The 21,251-nt window shown below is 66.0% G+C and carries 18 protein-coding genes; 8 read left to right on the top strand and 10 right to left on the bottom strand.

From position 1 onward, the window contains the following. Positions 1-9 precede the first annotated feature (9 nt). Positions 10-1,185 carry an acyl-CoA dehydrogenase family protein gene (locus tag N4S67_RS27875; RefSeq protein WP_260996290.1) on the bottom strand — a complete coding sequence of 392 codons (1,176 nt, stop codon included), beginning with the start codon at positions 1,183-1,185 and terminating at the stop codon, positions 10-12. 122 nt (positions 1,186-1,307) lie between these two features. On the opposite strand from N4S67_RS27875, the gene N4S67_RS27870 reads away from it, so the two are divergent. The 6 genes from N4S67_RS27870 (at position 1,308) to N4S67_RS27845 (ending at position 7,698) form a co-directional block, all read left to right on the top strand. Further along, the gene (locus N4S67_RS27870) at positions 1,308-2,027 is read left to right on the top strand and encodes a TetR/AcrR family transcriptional regulator (protein WP_260996289.1); all 720 of its coding nucleotides are present in this window, start codon (positions 1,308-1,310) and stop codon (positions 2,025-2,027) included. A gap of 48 nt (positions 2,028-2,075) precedes the next feature. Then, positions 2,076-2,891 (top strand): acyl-CoA thioesterase, encoded by an 816-nt coding sequence (locus N4S67_RS27865; RefSeq protein ID WP_260996288.1) that lies wholly within the window; start codon positions 2,076-2,078, stop codon positions 2,889-2,891. Positions 2,892-3,059: 168 nt separating this feature from the next. Further along, entirely contained in the window at positions 3,060-4,241 is a 1,182-nt protein-coding gene (locus tag N4S67_RS27860) for a cytochrome P450 (protein ID WP_260996309.1), read from the top strand. Positions 4,242-4,279: 38 nt separating this feature from the next. Next, complete coding sequence (locus N4S67_RS27855) at positions 4,280-5,116, top strand: mycofactocin-coupled SDR family oxidoreductase (RefSeq protein ID WP_260996287.1); 837 nt, start codon at positions 4,280-4,282, stop codon at positions 5,114-5,116. Positions 5,117-5,169: 53 nt separating this feature from the next. Beyond that, a complete protein-coding gene (locus tag N4S67_RS27850) occupies positions 5,170-6,183 on the top strand; it encodes a phosphotransferase (RefSeq protein WP_260996308.1) in 1,014 nt (337 codons plus the stop codon). Positions 6,184-6,264: 81 nt separating this feature from the next. Further along, positions 6,265-7,698 (top strand): WS/DGAT/MGAT family O-acyltransferase, encoded by a 1,434-nt coding sequence (locus tag N4S67_RS27845; RefSeq protein WP_260996286.1) that lies wholly within the window; start codon positions 6,265-6,267, stop codon positions 7,696-7,698. Here the strand turns inward: N4S67_RS27845 and fadD12 are convergent. Then, positions 7,695-9,305 (bottom strand): acyl-CoA ligase FadD12, encoded by a 1,611-nt coding sequence (gene fadD12, locus N4S67_RS27840; protein WP_260996285.1) that lies wholly within the window; start codon positions 9,303-9,305, stop codon positions 7,695-7,697. The genes N4S67_RS27845 and fadD12 overlap by 4 nt on opposite strands. 6 nt (positions 9,306-9,311) lie before the next feature. Then, on the bottom strand, positions 9,312-10,112 hold the full coding sequence (locus N4S67_RS27835) for a lysophospholipid acyltransferase family protein (protein WP_260996284.1): 801 nt from the start codon (positions 10,110-10,112) through the stop codon (positions 9,312-9,314). A 122-nt stretch (positions 10,113-10,234) separates the two neighbouring features. On the opposite strand from N4S67_RS27835, the gene N4S67_RS27830 reads away from it, so the two are divergent. Next, the gene (locus N4S67_RS27830; RefSeq protein WP_260996283.1) at positions 10,235-11,320 is read left to right on the top strand and encodes an NAD-dependent epimerase/dehydratase family protein; all 1,086 of its coding nucleotides are present in this window, start codon (positions 10,235-10,237) and stop codon (positions 11,318-11,320) included. 18 nt (positions 11,321-11,338) lie between these two features. Then, the gene (locus N4S67_RS27825) at positions 11,339-12,181 is read left to right on the top strand and encodes an SDR family NAD(P)-dependent oxidoreductase (protein WP_260996282.1); all 843 of its coding nucleotides are present in this window, start codon (positions 11,339-11,341) and stop codon (positions 12,179-12,181) included. 1 nt (position 12,182) lies between these two features. Here N4S67_RS27825 and N4S67_RS27820 read toward each other — a convergent pair whose 3' ends face one another. The 7 genes from N4S67_RS27820 to N4S67_RS27790 form a co-directional block, all read right to left on the bottom strand. Next, complete coding sequence (locus N4S67_RS27820; RefSeq protein ID WP_260996281.1) at positions 12,183-12,989, bottom strand: SDR family NAD(P)-dependent oxidoreductase; 807 nt, start codon at positions 12,987-12,989, stop codon at positions 12,183-12,185. Positions 12,990-12,998: 9 nt separating this feature from the next. Next, complete coding sequence (locus tag N4S67_RS27815) at positions 12,999-15,410, bottom strand: CaiB/BaiF CoA-transferase family protein (RefSeq protein ID WP_260996280.1); 2,412 nt, start codon at positions 15,408-15,410, stop codon at positions 12,999-13,001. After that, complete coding sequence (locus N4S67_RS27810; RefSeq protein ID WP_260996279.1) at positions 15,410-16,360, bottom strand: enoyl-CoA hydratase/isomerase family protein; 951 nt, start codon at positions 16,358-16,360, stop codon at positions 15,410-15,412. The genes N4S67_RS27815 and N4S67_RS27810 overlap by 1 nt, the downstream gene beginning before the upstream one ends. A 34-nt stretch (positions 16,361-16,394) precedes the next feature. Further along, complete coding sequence (locus tag N4S67_RS27805) at positions 16,395-17,537, bottom strand: M24 family metallopeptidase (RefSeq protein ID WP_260996278.1); 1,143 nt, start codon at positions 17,535-17,537, stop codon at positions 16,395-16,397. Continuing rightward, a complete protein-coding gene (locus N4S67_RS27800) occupies positions 17,527-18,723 on the bottom strand; it encodes a M24 family metallopeptidase (protein ID WP_260996307.1) in 1,197 nt (398 codons plus the stop codon). Before N4S67_RS27800 ends, N4S67_RS27805 begins: the two co-directional genes overlap by 11 nt. A 68-nt stretch (positions 18,724-18,791) precedes the next feature. Continuing rightward, the gene (locus N4S67_RS27795) at positions 18,792-19,961 is read right to left on the bottom strand and encodes an amidohydrolase family protein (RefSeq protein ID WP_260996277.1); all 1,170 of its coding nucleotides are present in this window, start codon (positions 19,959-19,961) and stop codon (positions 18,792-18,794) included. Positions 19,962-20,006: 45 nt separating this feature from the next. Further along, positions 20,007-21,248: a cytochrome P450 gene (locus N4S67_RS27790; RefSeq protein ID WP_260996276.1), complete on the bottom strand. Its 1,242-nt coding sequence runs from the start codon at positions 21,246-21,248 to the stop codon at positions 20,007-20,009. Positions 21,249-21,251: the final 3 nt, after the last annotated feature.

The raw sequence follows: 21,251 nt of genomic DNA, 5'->3' as shown, positions 1-21,251 counted from the left end.
GTTCCAGTCCTAGTTGCGGGGCAGGCCCAGCAGTCGTTGAGCGATGATGTTGCGTTGAATCTCGGAAGTCCCGCCGGCGATCGTTCCACCGAACGATCGGCAATAGCGTTCGAACCACCCGGTGCGGTACACGTCCAGGTGCTGCGCGCTGTACGGGCCCGAGAAGTTCGGGTGCGCCAGCGCGTCGGCACCCGCGGCGGCCAGTGCGTACTCCGTGGCCATCTGCGAGGCCTCTGAACCGAAGAGCTTGAGCACCGACATGGCCGACGCGTCGTCCTCGCCGCGAGTGGCCCGCGCCAAGGCCATCGAACCCATCAACCGCAGCGCCTGGTTGTCCATGATCAGCGTCGCGTAGCGGTCGCGGTCCAGCGCAGACGCGGGCTGGATGTCTTCCACCAGCTCCTGCAGCCGGTCGGCGTAGCTGAGCCACAACATGTTCCGCTCGTGGCCAAGCGAGCCGTTGGCCACCCGCCAGCCTTCGTTGAGCGGCCCGACGAGGTTCTCCGCCGGCACGCGCACATCGTTGAAGAAGACTTCGTTGAAGTCCAGGTCGTCGGCGTCGCACACGGACGCGAACGGCCTGCGCACCACGCCCGGTAGGTCGGTGGGAATCATCAGCACGCTGATGCCCTTGTGCTTGGGGGCATTCGGATCGGTGCGAACAAAAGTCAGCAGGACATCGGCGTCATGCGCGCCCGACGTCCACACCTTCTGTCCGTTGACCACGAATTCCTCGCCGTCCAGCACGGCCTTGGTACGCAACGACGCCAGGTCCGAACCCGCGCCGGGCTCGCTCATTCCGAGCGACGCGGTGATCTCGGCGCGCAGGATGGGAATGGCCCACTTCTGCTGCTGCTCGGGGGTGCCGAACGAGATCAGCGACGCCGAGATGATGCCGACACCCTGCGGATTGAACGTGAGATAGGCGCGCCTGCGAGTGAGCTCGACCTGATGCACGTACTGCTGCAGGATGGTGGCGTTGCGACCGCCGAACTCGGGCGGATAGCCGGGGCACAACCAGCCGTTCTCGTACATCAGACGCTGCCAGCGGCTGGCCCACTCCGGAACGTCGCTGCTCGAATGGGAGCGATCGAGGGCCTCGGCATCGGTCGGTAGATGCTCGTCGAGGAAGGCGGTGAATTCGGCGCGGAACGCCTCGACATCAGCATCGAAGGTCAGCTGCACAACACTCCCGCTCGATCAATATTTAGGTAAGACTACTGTTATCTCCAAAATGAGAATACTATTCTCACAGTGCGAAAGTTTCAATCTCTGACACGTTGGCCGCGAGGGGGTCGAGGACCGCAATGGCAAGGCGTTCTCCGGTACAGTCAGTCCATGTTCTCCCCACTCGGCCTGGATCCGAGCCGCCGGTGACGAGCCCTAGCGAGGAACCTGCCTGGAAGCAACGCGCGGTCGAGCGTTCGATCAAAACCGCGAAGCTCCGGGCCGCACAACGCGTTCAACGCTTCCTTGACGCCGCTCAGGCGATCATCATCGAAAAGGGCAGCACCGACTTCACTGTTCAGGAGGTCGTCGACCGCTCGCGTCAGTCGCTGCGCAGCTTCTACCTGCAGTTCGATGGGAAACACGAGCTGTTGCTCGCACTGTTCGAGGACGCACTGTCGCGCTCGGCCGATCAGATCCGCGCGGCCACCAGCACCGAGGACGAGCCACTCGACCGTCTCAAGGTCGCGATACAACTGCTGTTCGAGTCCTCGCGACCGGACCCCGCCGCGCGGCGGCCGCTGTTCACCGACTTCGCACCGCGCCTTCTTGTTTCGCATCCGTCCGAGGTCAAAATCGCACACGCTCCGCTGCTCGCCCTGCTCACCGAGCTGATGGAAGAGGCCAGCGCTGCAGGTCAACTGCGTGACGGCATCAACCCCAAGCGAATGGCGGCGATGACCATGCAGACGGTCATGTTCGTCGCGCAGTCCAGCGGTGACCCCGACGACGGCACCGCGAACCCCATCACGGCCGAGGAAGTCTGGGACTTCTGCGCCCGCGGGTTCGCCGCCGGCTAGTCGGAGAATTTGGTTCTCGCGAACGAGAACCTGACTTACACTCGGCTGGTGCCCGACCTCTGGACCGATCTCCTGGCGTGTCTGGAGCTGTCGACTTCGGCGTCTTCGCCGCCCGACGCGCCCGTCTACGAGGGCCGCAACCAGGATCTTCAGTACCACCGCGTGTTCGGCGGCCAGCTCCTCGCCCAGTTTCTCCGAATCGCCTCGCTGAGCTGCCCGGACAAGGTCGTCAAATCGCAGCACGCGACGTTCGCCCGGGAAGGGCGCGCCGAGGAGCCGATCCGATATGAGGTGATGCGACACCACGAGGGCCGGTCCTTCGCGACGCTCTCGATCACCGCATCCCAGAGTCGCGGCATCGTGGCGACCTGCTCGGTGAGCATGCACATCGTCGAATCCGGACCCGAACATCAAGACGTCGACGACGTTCCCGCGGTGCCCGGCCCTGAGCATGACCGCGCGCTCGATCTGCTCCCTTGGCACACGCGTGCCGCGATCGACCTCAACGCCACCACGACCGGGCCGCCCCGTTTCGAGTTCTGGATGCGCACGCCGACGGTCGACGCCGATCTGGCCCAGGCGTTGACGGCATATGCCACCGACCTCACCTTGATCGGCACCGCGTTGCGCCCGGTCTACGGCGTCGGGCAGCGCGGCAATGGCACGGCCTTCACCTCCGCGGTGACCTCGCACACCATCTGGTTCCACCGCCCGTTCCGCACGGACCAATGGTTACTGTTGCGCCAACACAGCCCGGTGCTCGGGCAGGGTCGCTGCTTCGGCCGAGGGGACGTCCTCACCGAGGGCGGTGCGCTTGTCGCGTCCTACGGCCAAGAAGCGCTTCTTCGCTTCGCCGACACCTGACGAGAAGCCGATTCTTCTAAGCAGAGAGTGCAAATTGCCCGAAACGAGTCTGTTATTGACACCCTCGTGTCGTCGGTGCCAAAGTTGTGAGACAAAATACAACCAATTGTCTTACATCCTGGGCCAGCGAGAGGCGACCCCGTGACGATCAGTGCAGAAAAATCGACGATGCAGGCCGCGTACTACGACCCGTACGACGTCGAGCTCAACGCGGATCCGTATCCGATGTTCCGTCGGCTGCGTGAAGAGCAGCCACTGTTCTATAACGAGCAGTACGACTTCTACGCGATCAGCCGCTTCGCGGACGTCAACCGCGCGCTTGTCGACTACGAGACCTACAGCTCGGCCCGCGGCGCGATCGTTGAGCTGATCAAGGCCAACATCGACATCCCCTCGGGCGCATTGATTTTCGAGGATCCGCCGATTCACGACATCCACCGCAAGCTGCTGGCGCGTATGTTCACTCCGCGCAAGATCAACGCGCTGGAGCCCAAAATCCGCGAGTACTGCGCGCAGGCGCTCGATCCGCTCGTCGGCACCGGCAGGTTCGACTTCGTCAAGGACCTCGGCGCCGTCATGCCGATGCAGGCGATAAGTGCGCTGCTCGGCATCCCCGAAGACGACCAGGTGATGGTGCGCGAGCACACCAACGCGACGATGCGCACCGAGGCCGGCAAGCCCATGGAGGCCGAGAAGGGAATCGTCGGCGCCGACATCTTCGAGACCTATATCGACTGGCGCAAAGACAACCCGTCCGACGACATCATGACCGAGTTGCTCAACGTCGAGTTCGAAGACGAGCACGGCGTCACCCGTCACCTCACACGCGACGAACTGCTCATCTACATTAACGTGGTCGCGGGCGCGGGAAACGAGACCACCACGCGGCTGATCGGCTGGGCAGGCAAGGTGCTCGCCGAACATCCGGACCAACGGCGCGAACTCGCCGAAAACCCGGCACTGATCCCGCAGGCCGTCGAGGAGCTGCTGCGCTACGAGCCGCCCGCACCGCACGTGGCCCGGTACGTCACCCGCGACGTCGAGCTCTACGACAGGACGGTCCCCGAGGGCAGCGTCATGATGATGCTGATCGGCGCCGCCGTCCGCGATCACCGCCAGTTCCCGCCCGACGGCGACGTTTTCGACATTCATCGCGAGGTACGTCAGCATCTGGCGTTCAGCGTGGGCACGCACTACTGCCTCGGCTCCGCCCTGGCGCGGCTCGAGGGCCGCGTCGCGCTCGAGGAGATTCTCAAACGCTTCCCTGAATGGGACGTCGACATGACCAACGCGTCCCTGTCTCCGACGTCCACCGTCCGCGGCTGGGAATCGATGCCAGCCGTTCTCTGAGTGAAACCCCCATCAATAACTATGAATTGAGGTTGTCAATGACTGGACGCGTAGAAGGCAAGGTCGCTTTCATCACCGGCGCTGCCCGCGGACAGGGCCGCGCCCACGCGGTACGGCTGGCCGAAGAGGGCGCCGACATCATCGCTGTCGACATCTGCAAGCAGATCGACAGCGTCCGCATCCCGCTGGCCACACCGGAGGACCTGGCCGAGACCGCCGATCTGGTCAAAGGCCTCAACCGCCGCATCTACACCGCCGAGGTCGACACCCGCGACTTCGACGCCTTGAAGGCCGCGGTCGACGCGGGCGTGGAGTCGATGGGCCGGCTGGACATCATCATCGCCAACGCGGGCATCGGCAACGGCGGTGAGACGCTGGACAAGACCAGCGAGGACGACTGGACCGACATGATCGACGTCAACCTCGGCGGTGTGTGGAAGACCGTGAAAGCCGGTGTGCCGCACATCCTTGCGGGCGGCCGCGGTGGATCGATCATCCTCACCAGCTCGGTCGGCGGCCTCAAGGCGTACCCGCACACCGGCCACTACGTCGCGGCCAAGCACGGTGTGGTCGGCCTGATGCGCACCTTCGCGGTCGAACTCGGCGCGCAGAACATCCGTGTCAACTCCGTGCACCCGACCAACGTGAACACCCCTCTGTTCATGAACGAGCCGACGATGAAGCTGTTCCGTCCCGACCTGGAGAACCCGGGCCCCGAGGACATGAAGGTCGTGGGTCAGCTGATGCACACGTTGCCGATCGGCTGGGTCGAGCCGGAGGACATCGCCAACGCGGTGCTGTTCCTGGCGTCCGACGAGTCCCGCTATATCACCGGTGTGACACTGCCGATCGACGGCGGCAGCTGCCTCAAGTGACTAGCGAGGAGCGCAAGCTCCCGAGCAGTTGGGATGAAATCACCCCCGAGTGGATGACCGCGGTTCTCGCCGAGCACTTTTCGGGCGCCGAGGTCGACGGCGTCGCGGTGGCGTTGCGCGACGACGGCACCAACCGGCGTGCGCGGCTGGCGCTGACGTACTCGGCGGGGACGGGCCCCGCGACGGTCTTTGCAAAGGCCGTCGACCCCGAGCACGCCGAGCTCGTCGCGCTGACCAGTGGGTTGTTCCACGAGCCGCGGTTGTTTCGGTCCGGCGTCGACTTGGGGCTGGATCACCCAGCGGTCTACGCATCGTTCATCGACGAGCCCGGTTCGAACTTCCTGATGATCATGGAGGACGTCGTCGCGCGGGGCGCCGACCCGCGCGACTCCACCCGGCCGATGACGATCGAACAGGTGGCCAACGGTGTACGCGGCTTGGCGCGAATGCACAGCCGGTTCTGGGGCGACCGGCTGGCGAAGACTCCGGCGCTCGACTGGCTCGAGCCGTTCGTCGCATTCGAAGGGCTCGAGCACGCGCCGCTGCACATCGCCCACGAGCGGTTGGGCGACACGGTGCCACCCGAGATCCCGGAGCTGAGCGGTACCGAGTTGTTCGTCGACATCTGGGCGCGCTACATCGGCACGCTGACCACCACCGCGCCGACGCTGCTGCACGGTGATCCCCACATCGGCAACACCTACGTGCTGCCCGGTGACGAGGTGGGGTTCCTCGACTGGCAGATGGCTCGACGCGGCAACTGGTCGCTGGATCTCGGCTACTTCCTGCAGGGCGCCCTGACCATCGACGACCGCAGACGCGCCGAGCGGGATCTGCTCGACGAATACCGCGGGGCGCTCGAACTGCCCGCCGGTGAACTGCCGTCGGCCGAGGAGGTGTGGCTGCGCTACCGCGCGTCGGTCGCCCACGGGCTGGCCATCTGGATCGCCACGCTCTCCGGTGGCGACGCCTGGCAGCGGCCCGATATCTGTCTGGCGTTCGCGCAGCGGTACGCGGCGGCATTCGTCGACCTCGACACCAGGGCGGCGCTGGCGACGCTCGGGTAGTTCGCTTCAATCCCCCCCGATCTTGAACGTGCCAGTGGTTCGATAGGGGTCTCGGTGCCGACGGTCCGAAGGGGGTGGGATGTGAAGCGACTCAACGGCATGGATGCCATGCTGCTGTACAGCGAGACGCCGAACCTGCACACGCACACGCTGAAGGTCGCGATCGTCCACGACAGCGACTTCACATTCGAAGCCTTCCGGCAGACCATCGCGCGCCGACTGCACCTACTGGAGCCGTTGCGTTACCGCCTCATCGACATCCCCTACAAGTTGCACCATCCGATGTGGCTGGAGAACTGCCCGGTCGACCTCGACTACCACCTGCACCGCGTGCAGGTACCCAGCCCGGGTGGGCGCCGTGAACTCGACGAGGTGATCGGCCGGATCGCCAGCACACCGCTGGATCGCGATCATCCGCTGTGGGAGTTCCACTTCGCCGAAGGGATGGCCGACGACCGTTTCGCGTTGATCGGCAAGGTCCACCACACACTGGCCGACGGAGTGGCTTCGGCCAACCTGCTCGCGCGGCTCATGGATCTGGCGGGCTCCGAGCAGGAGGAGAGCGACGAATACCCGACCTGCGACCCGCCGACGAGGGCCGACCTGTTGCGGGCCGCGGCGCACGCCAACGCGCAACACGTCGCGAGGTTGCCCGGCCTGATGAAGGACGCCGCGACGGGCGTCGCGCGCCTCCGTCGTTACACGAAGGGCCGCTCCGCACAGCCCGAGATGGCGAAGATGTTCAAGACGCCGCCGACGTTTCTCAACCACGTCGTATCTCCCGGCCGGACATTCGCCACGGCGTCGCTGTCGCTGGCGGAGGTCAAGGAGACCGCCAAGCACCTCAACGTCACGTTCAACGACATCATCCTCGCCATGGCGGCGGGCGGCCTGCGCGAACTGCTCTTGCGCTACGACGGGCGGGCCGATTCACCGATACTCGCGTCGGTCCCGGTGTCCACCGATCGGTCACCCGACCGCGTCACAGGCAACGAGATCAGCGGGCTGGCGGTGTCGCTGCCCGTCCACATCGACGACCCGACAGAACGCGTCCGCCTGACCGCACAGGCCACCACCAACGCCAAGGAGATCCACGACCTCCTCGGCCCGAAGCTGCAGGGCGAGATGATGGATTACCTGCCGCCCCCTATTGCGCCGACGCTGTTCCGCTGGCAGTCCAAACGCACCGCGCACAACAGGGTGATGAACGTCGCTGTGTCGAACGTGCCGGGCCCCCGCGAGCACGGCCACGTCGCCGGCGCCCGGGTCAGCGAGATCTACTCGGTGGGTGTGCTTTCCGCGGGCAGCGCGTTCAACATGACGGTATGGAGTTACGTCGATCAGGTCGACATCTCCATCCTCTCGGACGACCAGACGTTCGACGACATCCACGAAGCGACCGACGCGATGATCCACGGCCTGGCCGAGATCCGGCTCGCGGCCGGGCTGGAACCGCTGACCACGATCGGCACCGCGATGGCGCCCGCGACGGCGACCGGCCTGGGCGCCGGTTAGTCGAGCTTCGCGCGCAACTCGTTGCGCAGTATCTTGCCGGTGCTTCCGCGGGGCAGCTCGTCGAGGATCGTGACCTCGCGCGGCACTTTGTAGTTCGCAAGATTGTCGCGGACATGCTGTTTGAGGTCGTCGACCCCGGCCTTCGAATCCGGTTCCAGCACCACGAACGCGGCCAGGCGCTGACCGTATTGCTCGTCGTCGACACCGAGGACCGCGGCTTCGGCCACCTCCGCGTGCGCGGCCAACGTCTTCTCCACCTCGATCGGGTAGACGTTCTCCCCGCCCGACACGATCATCTCGTCATCGCGACCGACGACGAACAGGCGTCCCGCCTCGTCCAAGTAGCCCATGTCCCCCGACGCCATGAAGCCCTCGTGGAAGTCCTTGGTGGCGCCGGAGGTGTAGCCGCTGAACAGCGTGCCGCTGCGCACGAAGATCTGGCCGGTCTCACCGGTGGGCACCTCGCGGAAATCGCCGTCGAAGATGCGGATCTCCGTACCGTCGGCTGGAGTGCCCGCCGTGTCCGGCGCCGCGCGCAGGTCCACGGGCGTTGCGGTGGCGATCATGCCTGCCTCGGTCGCGTTGTAGTTGTTGTAGATCACGTCGCCGAACTGGTCCATGAATGCGATCACGACGTCGGGCCGCATCCGGGAGCCGGACGCGGTGGCGAAGCGAAGAGATCTGCAGCTGTAGCGGTTTCGCACGTCATCGGGCAAGTCCATGATGCGGTCGAACATGACGGGCACGACGGCCAGGCCGGTCGCCTTGTGCCGGTCGATCATTTCCAGCGTGGCTTCCGGATCGAACTTGCGGCGCGTGACGATCGGGCACGCGAGCAGTGCGGCGAACAGCAGCTGCGAGAAGCCCCAGGCGTGAAACATGGGCGCGGCGATGACGATCGGCTCCTCGGCCCGCCACGGAGTACGGTCGAGCACAGCTTTGAGGTCGCCGGCTCCCCCGCCGCCTTCGCCGCGCCTGGCGCCCTTCGGCGTTCCCGTCGTTCCGCTGGTGAGCAGGATGATGTCGCTCTTGCGTTCGCTGGATTGCGGACGTTGGCCCGCGTGGGCCTCGATGAGGCCTTCGACGGTCAGATGCTCGTGGTCTGCGCTGTCGGTCCAGCCGAGAATGCGTGTCGCACCGGAACTTTCCGACAGCGCACGGTCGACGATCTCGGTGAATTCCTCGTCGTAGATGACGACGTCGGCGCCCTCGCGCTCGACGACCTCGGCCAGTGCAGGCCCGGCGAAGGAGGTGTTGAGCAGCAGTACATCGGAGCCGATCCGGTTCGACGCGACCAGCGCCTCGATGAAGCCGCGGTGGTTGCGACACATCACCGCAACTGTTTCTGGTTGCTCGCCCGGCAGATTCTGCAGGGCTGTGGCCAGCGCGTCACAGCGGTCGTCGATCTCCTTCCACGTGAGCGTTCCGCGTTCGTCGATCAGGCCGGGGCGGTCGGGGCAGCGTTGCGCGGCCGCGGCGAAGCCGACCGTGGCCGTCATACCGACTCGGCGCATCGCGGCGCCCATCCGCAGATACTTGTCCGGCCGCATCGGAGCGATCAGCCGGGCCCGCCACAGTGTCTGAAGAAGTCCGAGTGCGTCAGCCATCACCCGTCACCCAAGCACAGGAAAGCGGCGCTCGCGGGCGAGTTCGTCGAGAGCCTCCTGCATCACAGCGCGGACGTGGAGGTCGACCTGTTCGACATCGGGGTCGTCACCGAACTCCTCGGCGATGTCGATCGGCTCGAGGACCCGCGTGACGATCTTCGCCGGCAACGGCAGGTTGGGCGGGAAGAAGACCGATAAGCCGAACGGGAAGCCGATGCTGATCGGCAAGATCTCGGCGCGTAACCGCTTGAGACCGAGACGGCGCGCGATGGAATCGCCGCGCGCGAGGAACAGCTGGGTCTCTTGCGCGCCGATCGACACGATGGGCACGATTGGCACGCCGGCCTCGATCGCGGTGCGGATGTAACCCGTCCTCCCGTTGAAGTCGATCACGTTCTCGGTGAACGTCGGACGGTAGGAGTCGTAGTCGCCGCCGGGGAACACCAACACCAGCGCGCCGTCCCGAAGCGCCTTGGCGGCGTTCTCGCGGTTCGCCTCGATGACGCCCGCGCGGCGCAACCAGTCCCCGACCGGCCCGACGAAGATCGCGTCATGCCCCAGCGTGTAGACGGGCCGGTCATAGCCGAACTTCTTGTAGAACGCCGGCGCGAAGACGAGCACGTCCGGCGTCAACATGCCACCGGAGTGATTCGACACGACCAGCGCACCCCCCGCCGAGGGCACTGCGTGGAGGTCACGCACTTCTGCGCGGAAATACCGTTTGATGATCGGACCCACGCGGTCGGTGATCGCGCGGGTGAACCCGGGATCCCACTTGGCGACGTCTTTGTCCGCCCCGTTGCTCATGATCTGGTTGTTCCCACTTCTCGCCCCAGGTAGACGGGCAATTGTTTCTTCGGCTCTTACCTGCGGATTTGGTACTCTCCAAAAAAGAGAATGCCATACTACGTCTGGTCTCAGGGGGTTGCATGTCAGACAATGTGCTCGTCACCGGCGGGTTCGGCCTGGTCGGTTCGGCGACGGTCAGAAGGCTGTCCGAACTCGGCCGCCGCGTCGTGGTCGCCGACCTCGACACCGCAGCCAACCGCGAAAAGGCCGAGGCGTTGCCGACCGGCGCGCAAGTGCGGTGGACCGACCTGACGGACGCGGACGCGGTGCGGCGCCTCATCTCCGACGTGACCCCTGAGGTCATCATTCATCTCGCGGCCATCATCGCACCGCCGATCTACCGCAATGCCAAGCTTGCACGCAAGATCAACGTCGACGCCACAGCGACACTGGTCGGGGTCGCTGAGGCAGCGCCCACACCGCCGCGCTTCGTCCATGCGTCGAGCAATGCGGTGTTCGGCCCGCGCAATCCGCACACCACCACACCACCGCTTCGCGCCGACGAGCCGATGCGACCGGGTGACGTCTACAGCGGCCAGAAGGCCGAAGCCGAAGCCATCGTGCGCGGGTCGAGCCTGCCGTGGGTGGTGCTGCGACTAGGCGGTGTGCTCAGTGTCGACCCCAAGGCCATCCCGTTCAGTGCCGACGCGCTGTACTTCGAAAGCCTGCTGCCCGCCGACGGCAGGCTGCACAGCGTCGACGTCCGCGATGTGGCGTGGGCGTTCGCCGCCGCCACCACCGCCGACGTGGTCGGCGAGATCCTGCTGATCGCGGGCGACGACTCGCACCGGATTCTGCAATGCGACGCGGGGCCCGCCCTGGCCGCCGCACGCGGCCTGGCCGGTGTGCTGCCTGCGGGCCGGCCCGGCAACCCCAACGACGACAGCGCCTGGTTCGTCACCGACTGGATGGATACCACCCGCGCTCAGGAAGCCCTGCAGTTTCAGCACTATTCATGGCCGGACATGCAGGCCGAGTTGGCGAAAAACGTCGGATGGACCCGCCATGCGATGCGGTTGTTCTCACCGCTGGCGCCCGCCATCCGTGCGGTGCTCAAGCGGCGGGGCGCCTACTGGAAAGCGCCGGGACAGTACGCCGACCCATGGGGTGCCATCCGCGCGAAGCTGGGCGAGCCGGCATGGGATCAGCCGCGCGAACTGTCGTGACCGCATAGGGTTCGCGCCGTGAACAGTTTCGAGGGGCGCGCGGTCGTCATCACCGGCGGCGCCGACGGCATCGGATTCGCCACCGCCAAGCAGTTCGCGCGCCGTGGCGCCCGCATCATGCTGGCGGACATCAACTCCTCGGCACTCGACGCCGCGGTGACCACCCTGCGCGACGGCGGCACCGACGCGCACGGCGTCATCTGCGATGTCCGCAAGCTCGACGACGTCACCCGGCTGGCCGACGAGGCGTTCGGCGTCTTCGGAGATGTGCACGTGGTGTTCAACAACGCGGGGATCGCCTACGCCGGGCCGATCGCGGCGACGTCGCACGACGACTGGCGGTTCGTGATCGACGTCGACCTGTGGGGCCCCATTCACGGGGTGGAGGCGTTTCTGCCGCGGCTGATCGAGCAGGGGGCTGACAGCCACATCGTGTTCACGTCGTCGTTCGCGGGACTGATTCCGAACGTCGGGTTGGGGCCGTACTGCGTGGCGAAGTACGGCGTCGTCGCACTCGCCGAGACGCTGTCACGCGAGGTGCGCGCCAACGGGATCGGCGTCTCGGTGCTGTGCCCGATGATCGTGGACACCAACCTGATGGCCAACACCGAGAACGTCAGGAATGCCGAATACGGTCCCCCGCGCTCGGAGGCGCAAACCGTGCAGCAGTTGGCGTCGTCGGCGCCCTCGGACGATTCGGTGCTGGACGTCGATGACGTGGCCCGCCTGACGGTCGAGGCCGTCGCCGCCAACCGCCTCTACATCGTTCCGCACCGCGCTGCCCGCGACTCGATCCGGCGACGGTTCGAGCGCATCGACCGCGCCTTCGACGAGCAGATCGCCGAGGGCTGGACCCACTGACCTAGGCGGGGCCGAGCTTCGGCGCGCCGGTCTGCGGGTGAAAATACCAGCCGCCCGCGGCCTCTGTTCCGCCGTCGACGTGGATGGTCTGACCGGTGATGTAGCTGGCCATGTCGGAGGCGAGGAACACTGCGGCCGAGGCGATCTCGTCGACATGGCCAGGCCGTCCCATCGGAATGCCCGGTGCCTCATCCGGCGAAAGCGCACCACCGGAGAGTTGAACGAGCCCCTCGGTCAGCGTCAGATCGGGCGCCAGCGCGTTGACCCGGATGTTGTGCGGCGCGAGCTCGAACGACGCGGTCTTGGTGTAATTGATGACGCCGGCCTTGGCCGCGGCGTAGGCGGCGTACCCCGGCGCGGCGCGCGCGCCCTCGATCGAGGTGACGTTGATGATGCTGCCGGCGTGCTCCGCGGCCACGAGCCGACGCGCGACCCGTTGAGTGCACAGCAGCACGTGACGAAGGTTCGACCGGTACAGCGCATCCCAGCCGTTCTCCGTGGTGTCCAGGATCGACGAATTGAAAACACCGCCGGCGTTGTTGACCAGAATCGACACCTCGCCGAGTTCGTCGATGGTGCGTTCCAGCGCGGCGTCAACCTGCTGGCTGTCGCGGACGTCGGCGACGATGCCCAGTGCGCCAACACTTTCGGCCGCCGACGCGCACGTCTGAGGATCGCGTTCCCAGATCGCGACGGAGGCGCCGAACGCCGCCAATCCCGCGGCGATGCCCCGGCCGATACCTGCTCCCCCACCGGTCACCACCGCGACGCGGCCGTCCAGGCGGATGTCGGACGGATCGATGGCCACGGGTCGAGGCTAACCGGTCTTGGTGGTGCGGATGGCCATCGCCGGAGCGGTGCCGATGATCCCCTGCTCCTCTAGGTCGGCGATCTCGCTCTCGCTCAGTCCCAGGTCGCCGAGCACCTCACGATTGTGCTGCCCGAGAAGCGGCGCGGCTGATTGGTGAAATCGCTGCGGGCCGGTCGAGATCCGCACGGGAAGCGTGCTGTGGCGGGCGGCGGGGTTCACCGGGTGGTCGACGGCTTCGTAGAAGCCGCGGTGCACCAGTTGCGGCAGGTCGCCAACGCGGTGCGGCTGCATCACCTTGGCGACGGGAACCCCTGCCGGCCAGAGCGTCTCGACGATCTCGTCGCCGGTTCGTGCCGCGCACCACCGACTCAGGTGCTCATCGATGTGGTCGTGGCGCCGCCGCCGGCCCGCGACAGTGGCCAACTCGTCGTCGGCCCACACCGGATGGTCGAGCGCCGCCACCAGTGCCGCCCACTGCTCGTCGGTCGCGACCGCGATGGCGACCCAGTCGTCGGGGCGCCCGAATTCGTCGAGTTCACTGGTGCGGTACAGGTTCTGCGGCGCCGCGGTGGGGCCGCGGTTGCCGTCGCGCTGCAGCAGGTTGCCGTACGCCGAGTACTCGACGACCTGTTCGGCGGCGACGTTGAGTGCAGCGTCGACCATCGCGGCTTCGATGCGCACGCCTTCGCCGGTGCGCTGCCGATGCCTCAACGCGAGCAGCAACGCGTTGAGGCCGTGGATTCCGGCGTTCGGGTCGCCGACCGAATAGGGCTCAACGGGGTTGTGGTCGGGATGACCCGTCAGCCAGGTGATGCCGGAGGCATCCTCGATCACGTAGGCGAAGGCCGGCTTGTCGCGCCATGGACCGTCCAGACCGAAGCCGGGCATGCGCATCATGATCGCGTCGGGGCGCAACTGCTGTACGTCGTCGAAGTCCAGTCCGATCTGGTCGAGCACGCGAGGCGTGTAATTCTCGACGACGACGTCGCACGTCTTGACCAGTTCGCGGAGCAACTCGACGCCGCGCGGCGAGCGGATGTCGAGCGTCACGCTCTTCTTGTTGGTGTTCAGGCCGGAGAAGATCGGCGATCGCTCCCACCACTGGCTCTCGGTGACAGGCACACCGGCGATCAGTCGCGTGCCGTCCGGCCGCGCCGTCGATTCGACGTGAATCACCTCGGCCCCCAACATCGCGAGCACGTGGGTGCACGACGGGCCCGCCCAGAAGCTCGTCATGTCGAGAACCCGCAACCCGTCGAACCGCGATGTCGCCGAAATGGAATTCCGGGCTATCAAGCCCTCGGCTTGATAGCCCGGAATTCCATTTCGGCGGTAGGTCTCGGTGTGCTCGCCGAGCGTTGGCGCGGGTTGCGGTGGGCGCACCAACGACGGACTGGTGCGGTACGGCGGCCCCGGCTGGGTGAACCCGTCGCGTGGATTCGTCACGAAGGTCCCGCGCTCGGCGAACTGGTCGAACGAGGTGACGGTGGCACCGTTTCCGACCGGCGCGTTGGGAATGCGGAAGGCGCTGGACAACTCCAGGATGTCCTCGACGCGGTTCTCGCGCACCCACTCGTAGATCTCTTCGGCGTGGATGTTGGCCTGCTCGGTGATGGACAATTCCGACGTTTCGTCGATCCATTCGTCGTGGCCCACCATGGCGCACAGGTCGAACCACTGCTGCGCCGTACCGCATCCCAGTGCGACCAGCCCGTCGGCGGCGGTCGCGACGCCGGGAATCGTCAGGCGGCGGCGGTCGCGGAACGGCCGGGCCAGCGCATCGGCAAAGGACACCGAATAGTAGGTGAGGCAGAGGATTTCAGTTTCCAGCATCGACAGGTCGACCAGGCCGTTGGAGACCGACATGGTGGCTGCCGCCGCGTACGCCCCCGCGAGGTATTCACCGATCTGACCCGCGACGAACAGCGGCGCCCGGTCCTGCGCGCCACGGCCGAGACCGATCACCCCACCCGACCACGCCTGGACGGTGAATTCGGTCGCCGCCTTGGCGGCCCACGGCCCGTCCAGGCCGAACGGCGTGATGGACGTGACCGTCAGGTGAGGGTGTTCGTCGGCCAACGCTGCCGGCGCGAACTCCGCCAGATCGACGACCGCAGACCCGCTGGACCACACCACCGCGTCGGCGGAGGCCACCAGACTTCTCAACAGGTTGAGGTCGTCGCCCTTGCGCGGGTCCACGACGACGCTGTGCTTCGAACAGGCCAGGAAGCTGAACAACGCACCGTCGCTGCCTGGCGCGATCTCAACCCCCGACGCCGACCAGCTTCGCAGTGGATCGCCCTGCGGCGACTCGACTTTGACCACCGTGGCACCGCCGTCGGCGAGCAGTTTGGTGCAGTAGCCGCCAGCGATCCCGCTGGAAAGATCGACGACCGTGTATCCGTCCAACGCCGCCACTACCGGTCCTTCTTCTCTCTGTTCTTCTTGCTCAGCCGGAACTCCGGCGGGAACTTGTCGTCGTTGTCGTTGACCGCGTCGGCCAGACCCGCGTCGATCGCGTCGCCGAGCATGAAGTCGTTGCCGTCGGGACGGGCCGCGCCGCCCATCGACTCGAACATCGCCGACAGGAGGCTGCCCATGTACTCGCCCTGAAACTGCTTGACCACCTCGAAGAACATCTTCTGCTGGAACACGCTGTCGGTCGGCCGGTTTCGCGCACACGCGTGTGCATACTTGGCGACCTCGTCTTCGAGCCGATCGCGAGCGACCACCTTGTTGAGGAAGTTGCACTGAAACATCTCGTCGGCGGTGAACGGGCGACCGGTGAACACCATCTCCTGGAATGGTCGCAGTCCCATGGTCATCACCCAGGTCCACATCCGCGGGCCCCAACCGAAGTACCGGAACGACGGGTGACCGAACAGCGCGTCGTCGCTGGAGATCACCAGATCGGCGTCGGCGCACTGGTAGAAGTGCCAGCCGTAGCAATATCCCTTGGCTTCGACGATGCTGATCTTCTTGAGCTCTTGCAGCGCCCGGTTACCCGCCGCGACGTTGGCGTACCACTGGCCCATTGTCGCGCCGTGGCGGAACGACTCCTTCGGCGGATAGGTGACGTCCTGGTCGTCGACCCGCAACTCGGCCAACCGCGCATCGTCGTCACCGGCCATGAAGTCGGGCAGGTCGGCCCCGCTGCCGAGGTTCTCCCCCACGCCGCGAATCACCACGACCTTCACGTCGTCGTCGACGGTCGCCGCGCGCAACAGATCCGCATACCGCAACCTGGCCGCCGACGTCGGCGCGTTCAGGTATTCGGGACGGTTGAACGTGATCGTCGCGATCTTGGTGTCCGGGTCCTTGTCGTAGAGGACGATCTCCTCGGGTGACGGACGTTCGCCTGACGGCATCGAGTCGACTGCTCCTCGTCTGCGCGACGCCGGCTCAGGCCGTCGCCTCGACGGCCCCGTACGTCGGGCTCGAGGTGAGCACCTCGGCGCCGTCGTCTCCGATCAGCACCGCGTCCCTGGTGAACACCGCCCCGATGCCTGCCCGCCACACATATCCGGTGACCGCCAGCACCATGCCCGGCTCCAGCCGCTCCTGAGCACAGGTGGCAGGTAAGTCCGCCGAGACGACCGGCGGATCGAACCCGAGGCCCAACCCGTGCGCAACGGGTGTCGCGGGCAGCGGCTCGCCTGCCGCCTCGTACGCCTGCAACAGATCGCTGGCGACCCCGCCGGGACGACACGCGTCGATCAAGCGCTCCCACAGCTCATTCGAGCGCCGAAACAGAGCCTGCACTTCTGCGACGTCCGCGGCCTCGCCCACCGGCCAGGTCCGGCCGACTTCGCCGACGTACCCGTCGGCCAACGCACCCGCCGACAGCGCGACCAGGTCGCCGTCGGCAACCCGGCCGTCGATCGATCCGCGCCGCCACGAATGGTCCTTCGGCGTGATCCAGGCGCCGTCCTGGGTAGCAGGTGTGGTGACACCGCCCGCGGCCATTGCCTCAAGTAGCGCACCGGTCAGCGACTGCTCCGTGACTCCAGGGGCCAGCTCCGCACGTGCGGCGTCGAGCGCACGCTCGGCCACTCCGAACGCGCCGCGCAGCACCGTGATCTCGTCGGCCGTCTTTATCCGCCTGGCCGCCCGCAACTCGGGCTCTGCATCGACCAGTTCGGCGTTGGGGAACGCCATCGGCAGCAGTTGAGCGAACGTCGGTGTCAGAGAGTCGGTTCCGACGCGGCGCGCAGTCGCCGCGCCCGGCAGCTTCCCCAGCACGTCGATCAGCGTCATCGGGTTCCATGCGAGCCCGTAGAGATGGTCGTGGCTGATCTCGTCCGGGATGCCCTCGTCCCAGGTGCTGTTGAGGTGGATCTCGCCGGTCGAGCGGACCACCTCACAGATCGGTCCGAAGGGCCTGGTGCCCGCAACCCACAGTTGCGGCGCACCGGTCACGTACCGGACGTTGGCCTGCCGGCCGAGCACCAGGATGTCGATGTCGGCGGCGGCCATCTGCGCCAGCACGCGGTCCCGCCGTCCGCTGCGCAGCGCTTTGGGATCGGGAAGGATCTCAGTGCCCATTGGAACCGCCGATCAGGTCGCGACCATAGGGCGCGTAGGGGTAATCAGTGATGGACTGATAGCCGTCTTCGGTGATCACGACGATCTCCTCGCTGCGGTAACCGCCGGTGCCGTCCTCCCAGACGACCGGCTCGAGCACAAGTGCCATGCCTGCGGGGAAGACGAAGTTGTCGTCGAACTCCTCGCCGAGATCGGTTCCTATCATCGGCATTTCGGCCGCATTGGTGCCGATTCCGTGGCCCAGGTAGAAGTGCGGCAGCCACGGCTTCTTCCCCCCGTTGGCGGCGATCGCCGCACGCGCGAGGTCGCCGCACGTCGCACCGGCCTTGGTGACCGACAGCACGGCGTCGAGGATCGAGCGCCACTTGTCGAACTGCGCGTGCTGCCGGTCCGACACTTCGTCACCGACCTTCCAGGTGCGACCGAAATCGGAGCAGTAACCCTGGTAGGTGATGCTGACGTCGGTCCACAGGACGTCGCCGTGCTGCAGTTCGCGCTCGGTCGTCAGCAGCGGCAGCGCGAGGTCTCCGGTTGTGGTCCAGGTGCCTTCGGCCTTCGACTTCGGCATCACCTGCCAGATGGCCTCGAGCATGTTGGCCGTCGCACCGAGTTCGAATGCCCGCCTGACGAATTGCGCCGACAGGTCGATCTGCCGGACGCCGGCGGCGAGCGACTTCTGCACGTCGACGACGGCTTCTTCGGTGATACGGCACGCCTTGCGGATACAGGCGATCTGGTCGGGCGTCTTGACCAGTTTCGCCGGCCCGACCACCTGCGCCGCGTCCGAGGGCGGTCCGGCAGGGAACAGCCGGGTCTGGGCGCGGCGCATGGCGCCGGTCAACTCGTCGACCGCGACGGTCGCGCCTGCCGGCACGAGGTCGGCCAGCACCTTGGCCAGATGCTCGACACCTTCGTCGAACTCGAGGTACAGCGGTCCGTGCACGTGATCGGCGGGCACTTCGCTTTCGGCGGCCGACCCCTCGCGCATCGGCATGAACAGGTGCGGGTGCGGATCGTCGGCCAGCACGATCGCCACCGGACGCTCGACGTGGGAGAGCCCGGCGTCCAACAGCGGCCAGCTGACGCCGGTCGCGTAAACCACGTTTCCGTTACCCAGCAGCACGAGTGCGCCAACGCCTCTTTCCCGCATGGAGTCCCGAAGCCGGGCGCCGCACTCGCGGTACATACGAGCCCGGTCCGGCAGGTCCGGGATGTCGATCAGCGCCGATCCCGCGGAGTGCGCGAACGTCGCTGTCACGAGATCCCCAGGAAATTCTTGACGTTGGTGCTGACGATCTTGGTGGCGGCTTCGGGCCCGACGGCGTCGACGACGGTCTTCAGCGACCTCTCCGAGTAGCCGAACGTCGACTCGTTGTGCGGATAATCCGACGACCACATCACGTTGTCCTCGCCGATCTTGTCGATGAGTTCGAGGCCCAGCGGATCGACCATGAACGATGCGCTCATGTGGTTGCTCCAGTAGTGCTGCACCGGGTGTTCGAGCTCATGGTTGAACATGTGCCGGTAGGAGGCCAGCATGTGCTCGGCATCCTGTAAAGCGGTGGGCACCCAGGCGATCCCGCCTTCGAACCAGCCGATCTTCAGCGTCGGGTGACGATCCAGAATGCCGGAGAAGACGTACTTCGCGAACTGCTCGCGAAACGAGTCGACGTTGACCATCATGCCGACCACGACGCTGTTGTGTTGACACGGCGTCTTGGGCGGAGTCTCGCCGATATGATGGCTGACCGGCACGCCGGACGCTTCGATCTCGTCCCAGACCGCGTCCATGTCGGTGCTGCCGTAGTCGTAGATGTTGCCCTCATCGTCCTTACCGGGATTCAGCGGCAACAGGAACGTCTTGAGACCCAACGACTTGAGTTCCTCGAGCGTGCTGCGGGTGCCCTTCGGATCCCACCAGTTGATCAGGCCGACGCCGTGAAAATGACCCTTGCTGCGCTCCTGCAGATCGGCGATGTGCTCGTTGTAGATACGGAACACGCGCTCGCGCAACGCCTTGTCCGGGTAGTGAAACAGCGCCAGGACCGCATTGGGGAACGCCAGTTCCTTGTCGATGCCGTCCTCTTTGAGCTCCCGGATACGGGCCTCGATGTTGTTCGACGCGGCGCCCGCGAGGTCGTCGTACTGCATCAGCACGCGACCGAAGTCACCACCGGTCCAGGCCTTGCCCATCATGCCGACCATGTATGCGCCGTCCTCGTACCAGATGCGCGGTGCGGCACCCTTGAGCTCTTCCGGGAAGCGCTCGTAGAAGATGTCATCGGCAACCGAGATGTGGTTGTCGGCCGAGAAGATCTCGGTGTCGGCGGGCAGACCCGCCACACCTCCGCTGGCGTGACCGTGGCGGTTCTTAGGTGCGCCCCAACCCTCAGCAGGGTAGAGCGTAGCGGTTGGTGTAGACATCGTCGGTACTCCAATCAGGCTGTGGATTAGGGTTTTTCGGTGGCGTTACCAAGTCACCGGAAGTTCGTAGACGCCGTATGCGAGGCGATCGTGTTTGAACGGCACCTCGTCGAGCGGGATCGCCAGCTTCATCGTGGGAATGCGTCGCAGCAGGGTGTGGAACACGATCTGCAGCTCGGCGCGGGCCAGCTGCTGACCGACGCACTGGTGCCTGCCGTAGCCGAAGCCGAGCTGTTGGCCGGCGTCGCGGCTCAGGTCGAGCTTGTCCGGCTCGGGATACGCGCGGCTATCCCAATTCGCCGGCGCGAGGTCCAAGATGATGCCCTCACCCGCGCGAATGGTCTCGCCGGCGATCTCGATGTCCTCGGTCGCGACGCGGCGCTGGCCGTTCTGGATGATCGACAGGTAGCGCATCAGTTCTTCGACCGCGTTTGCGATGAACTTCGGATCGTCGGAATCCCGCAGCGCCGCTGCCTGTTCGGGATTTTCCAGCAGCGCCAGGACGCCGATGCCGATCATGTTGGCGGTCGTCTCATGGCCCGCGATGAGCAGGCCGGTGCCCAGCTGCGCGGCCTCCTTGACGCTGATCTCGCCCGCGTTGACGCGTTCGGCCAGGTCGGACACCGCGTCCTCGGACGGGTTCTCCATCTTCGTCTGAACGAGGTTGATCAGGTATTGCGCCAGGCCCATGGCGCCCTTCTGGCCGTCCTCGGCCTTCGCGTACCGGGCCAGGCCGACATTGGCGTGATGCTGGAAGAATTCGTGGTCTTCGTAAGGGACGCCCAGCATCTCGCTGATGACCTGCGTGGGCACAGGCAGGGCGAGCTTGCTGACCATATCCGCGGGCTGCGGCCCGGCCAGGATCGCGTCGATGCACTCATCGGTGACATTCTGAATGGTCGCGCGCAGGCCCTCGACCCGTTTGAACGTGAAGGGCTTGGACAGCATCCGGCGGAAGCGGGTGTGCTCCTCCGCGTCGGACGTGAACACCGACCGCGGTCGCTTGTTCACGGTGGAGAGCATGTGCTCGTTCCAGTGGGGGAAACCTTCGCGACGGTCGTCGACACTGACCCGCGAGTCGGCGAACAGCTCGCGGGCCACCGCGTGACCGGTGATCAACCACGGCGTGCTGCCATCCCAGATCCGTACGCGCGACAGTGGTTTCGACTCACCCATCGCGAGCATCTGCGGTGGCGGCGCGAACGGGCAACGCGTGTCACGCTCCATCGGATACTCGGGGATGTCGGCGGTGGCCTCGTCGGTGTTGGACGTCAACGTGTCAGACATGGA

Source organism: Mycobacterium deserti, from assembly GCF_025345615.1.
GTDB lineage: Bacteria > Actinomycetota > Actinomycetes > Mycobacteriales > Mycobacteriaceae > Mycobacterium > Mycobacterium deserti.
This window is presented reverse-complemented; position numbering and strand designations above follow the sequence as displayed.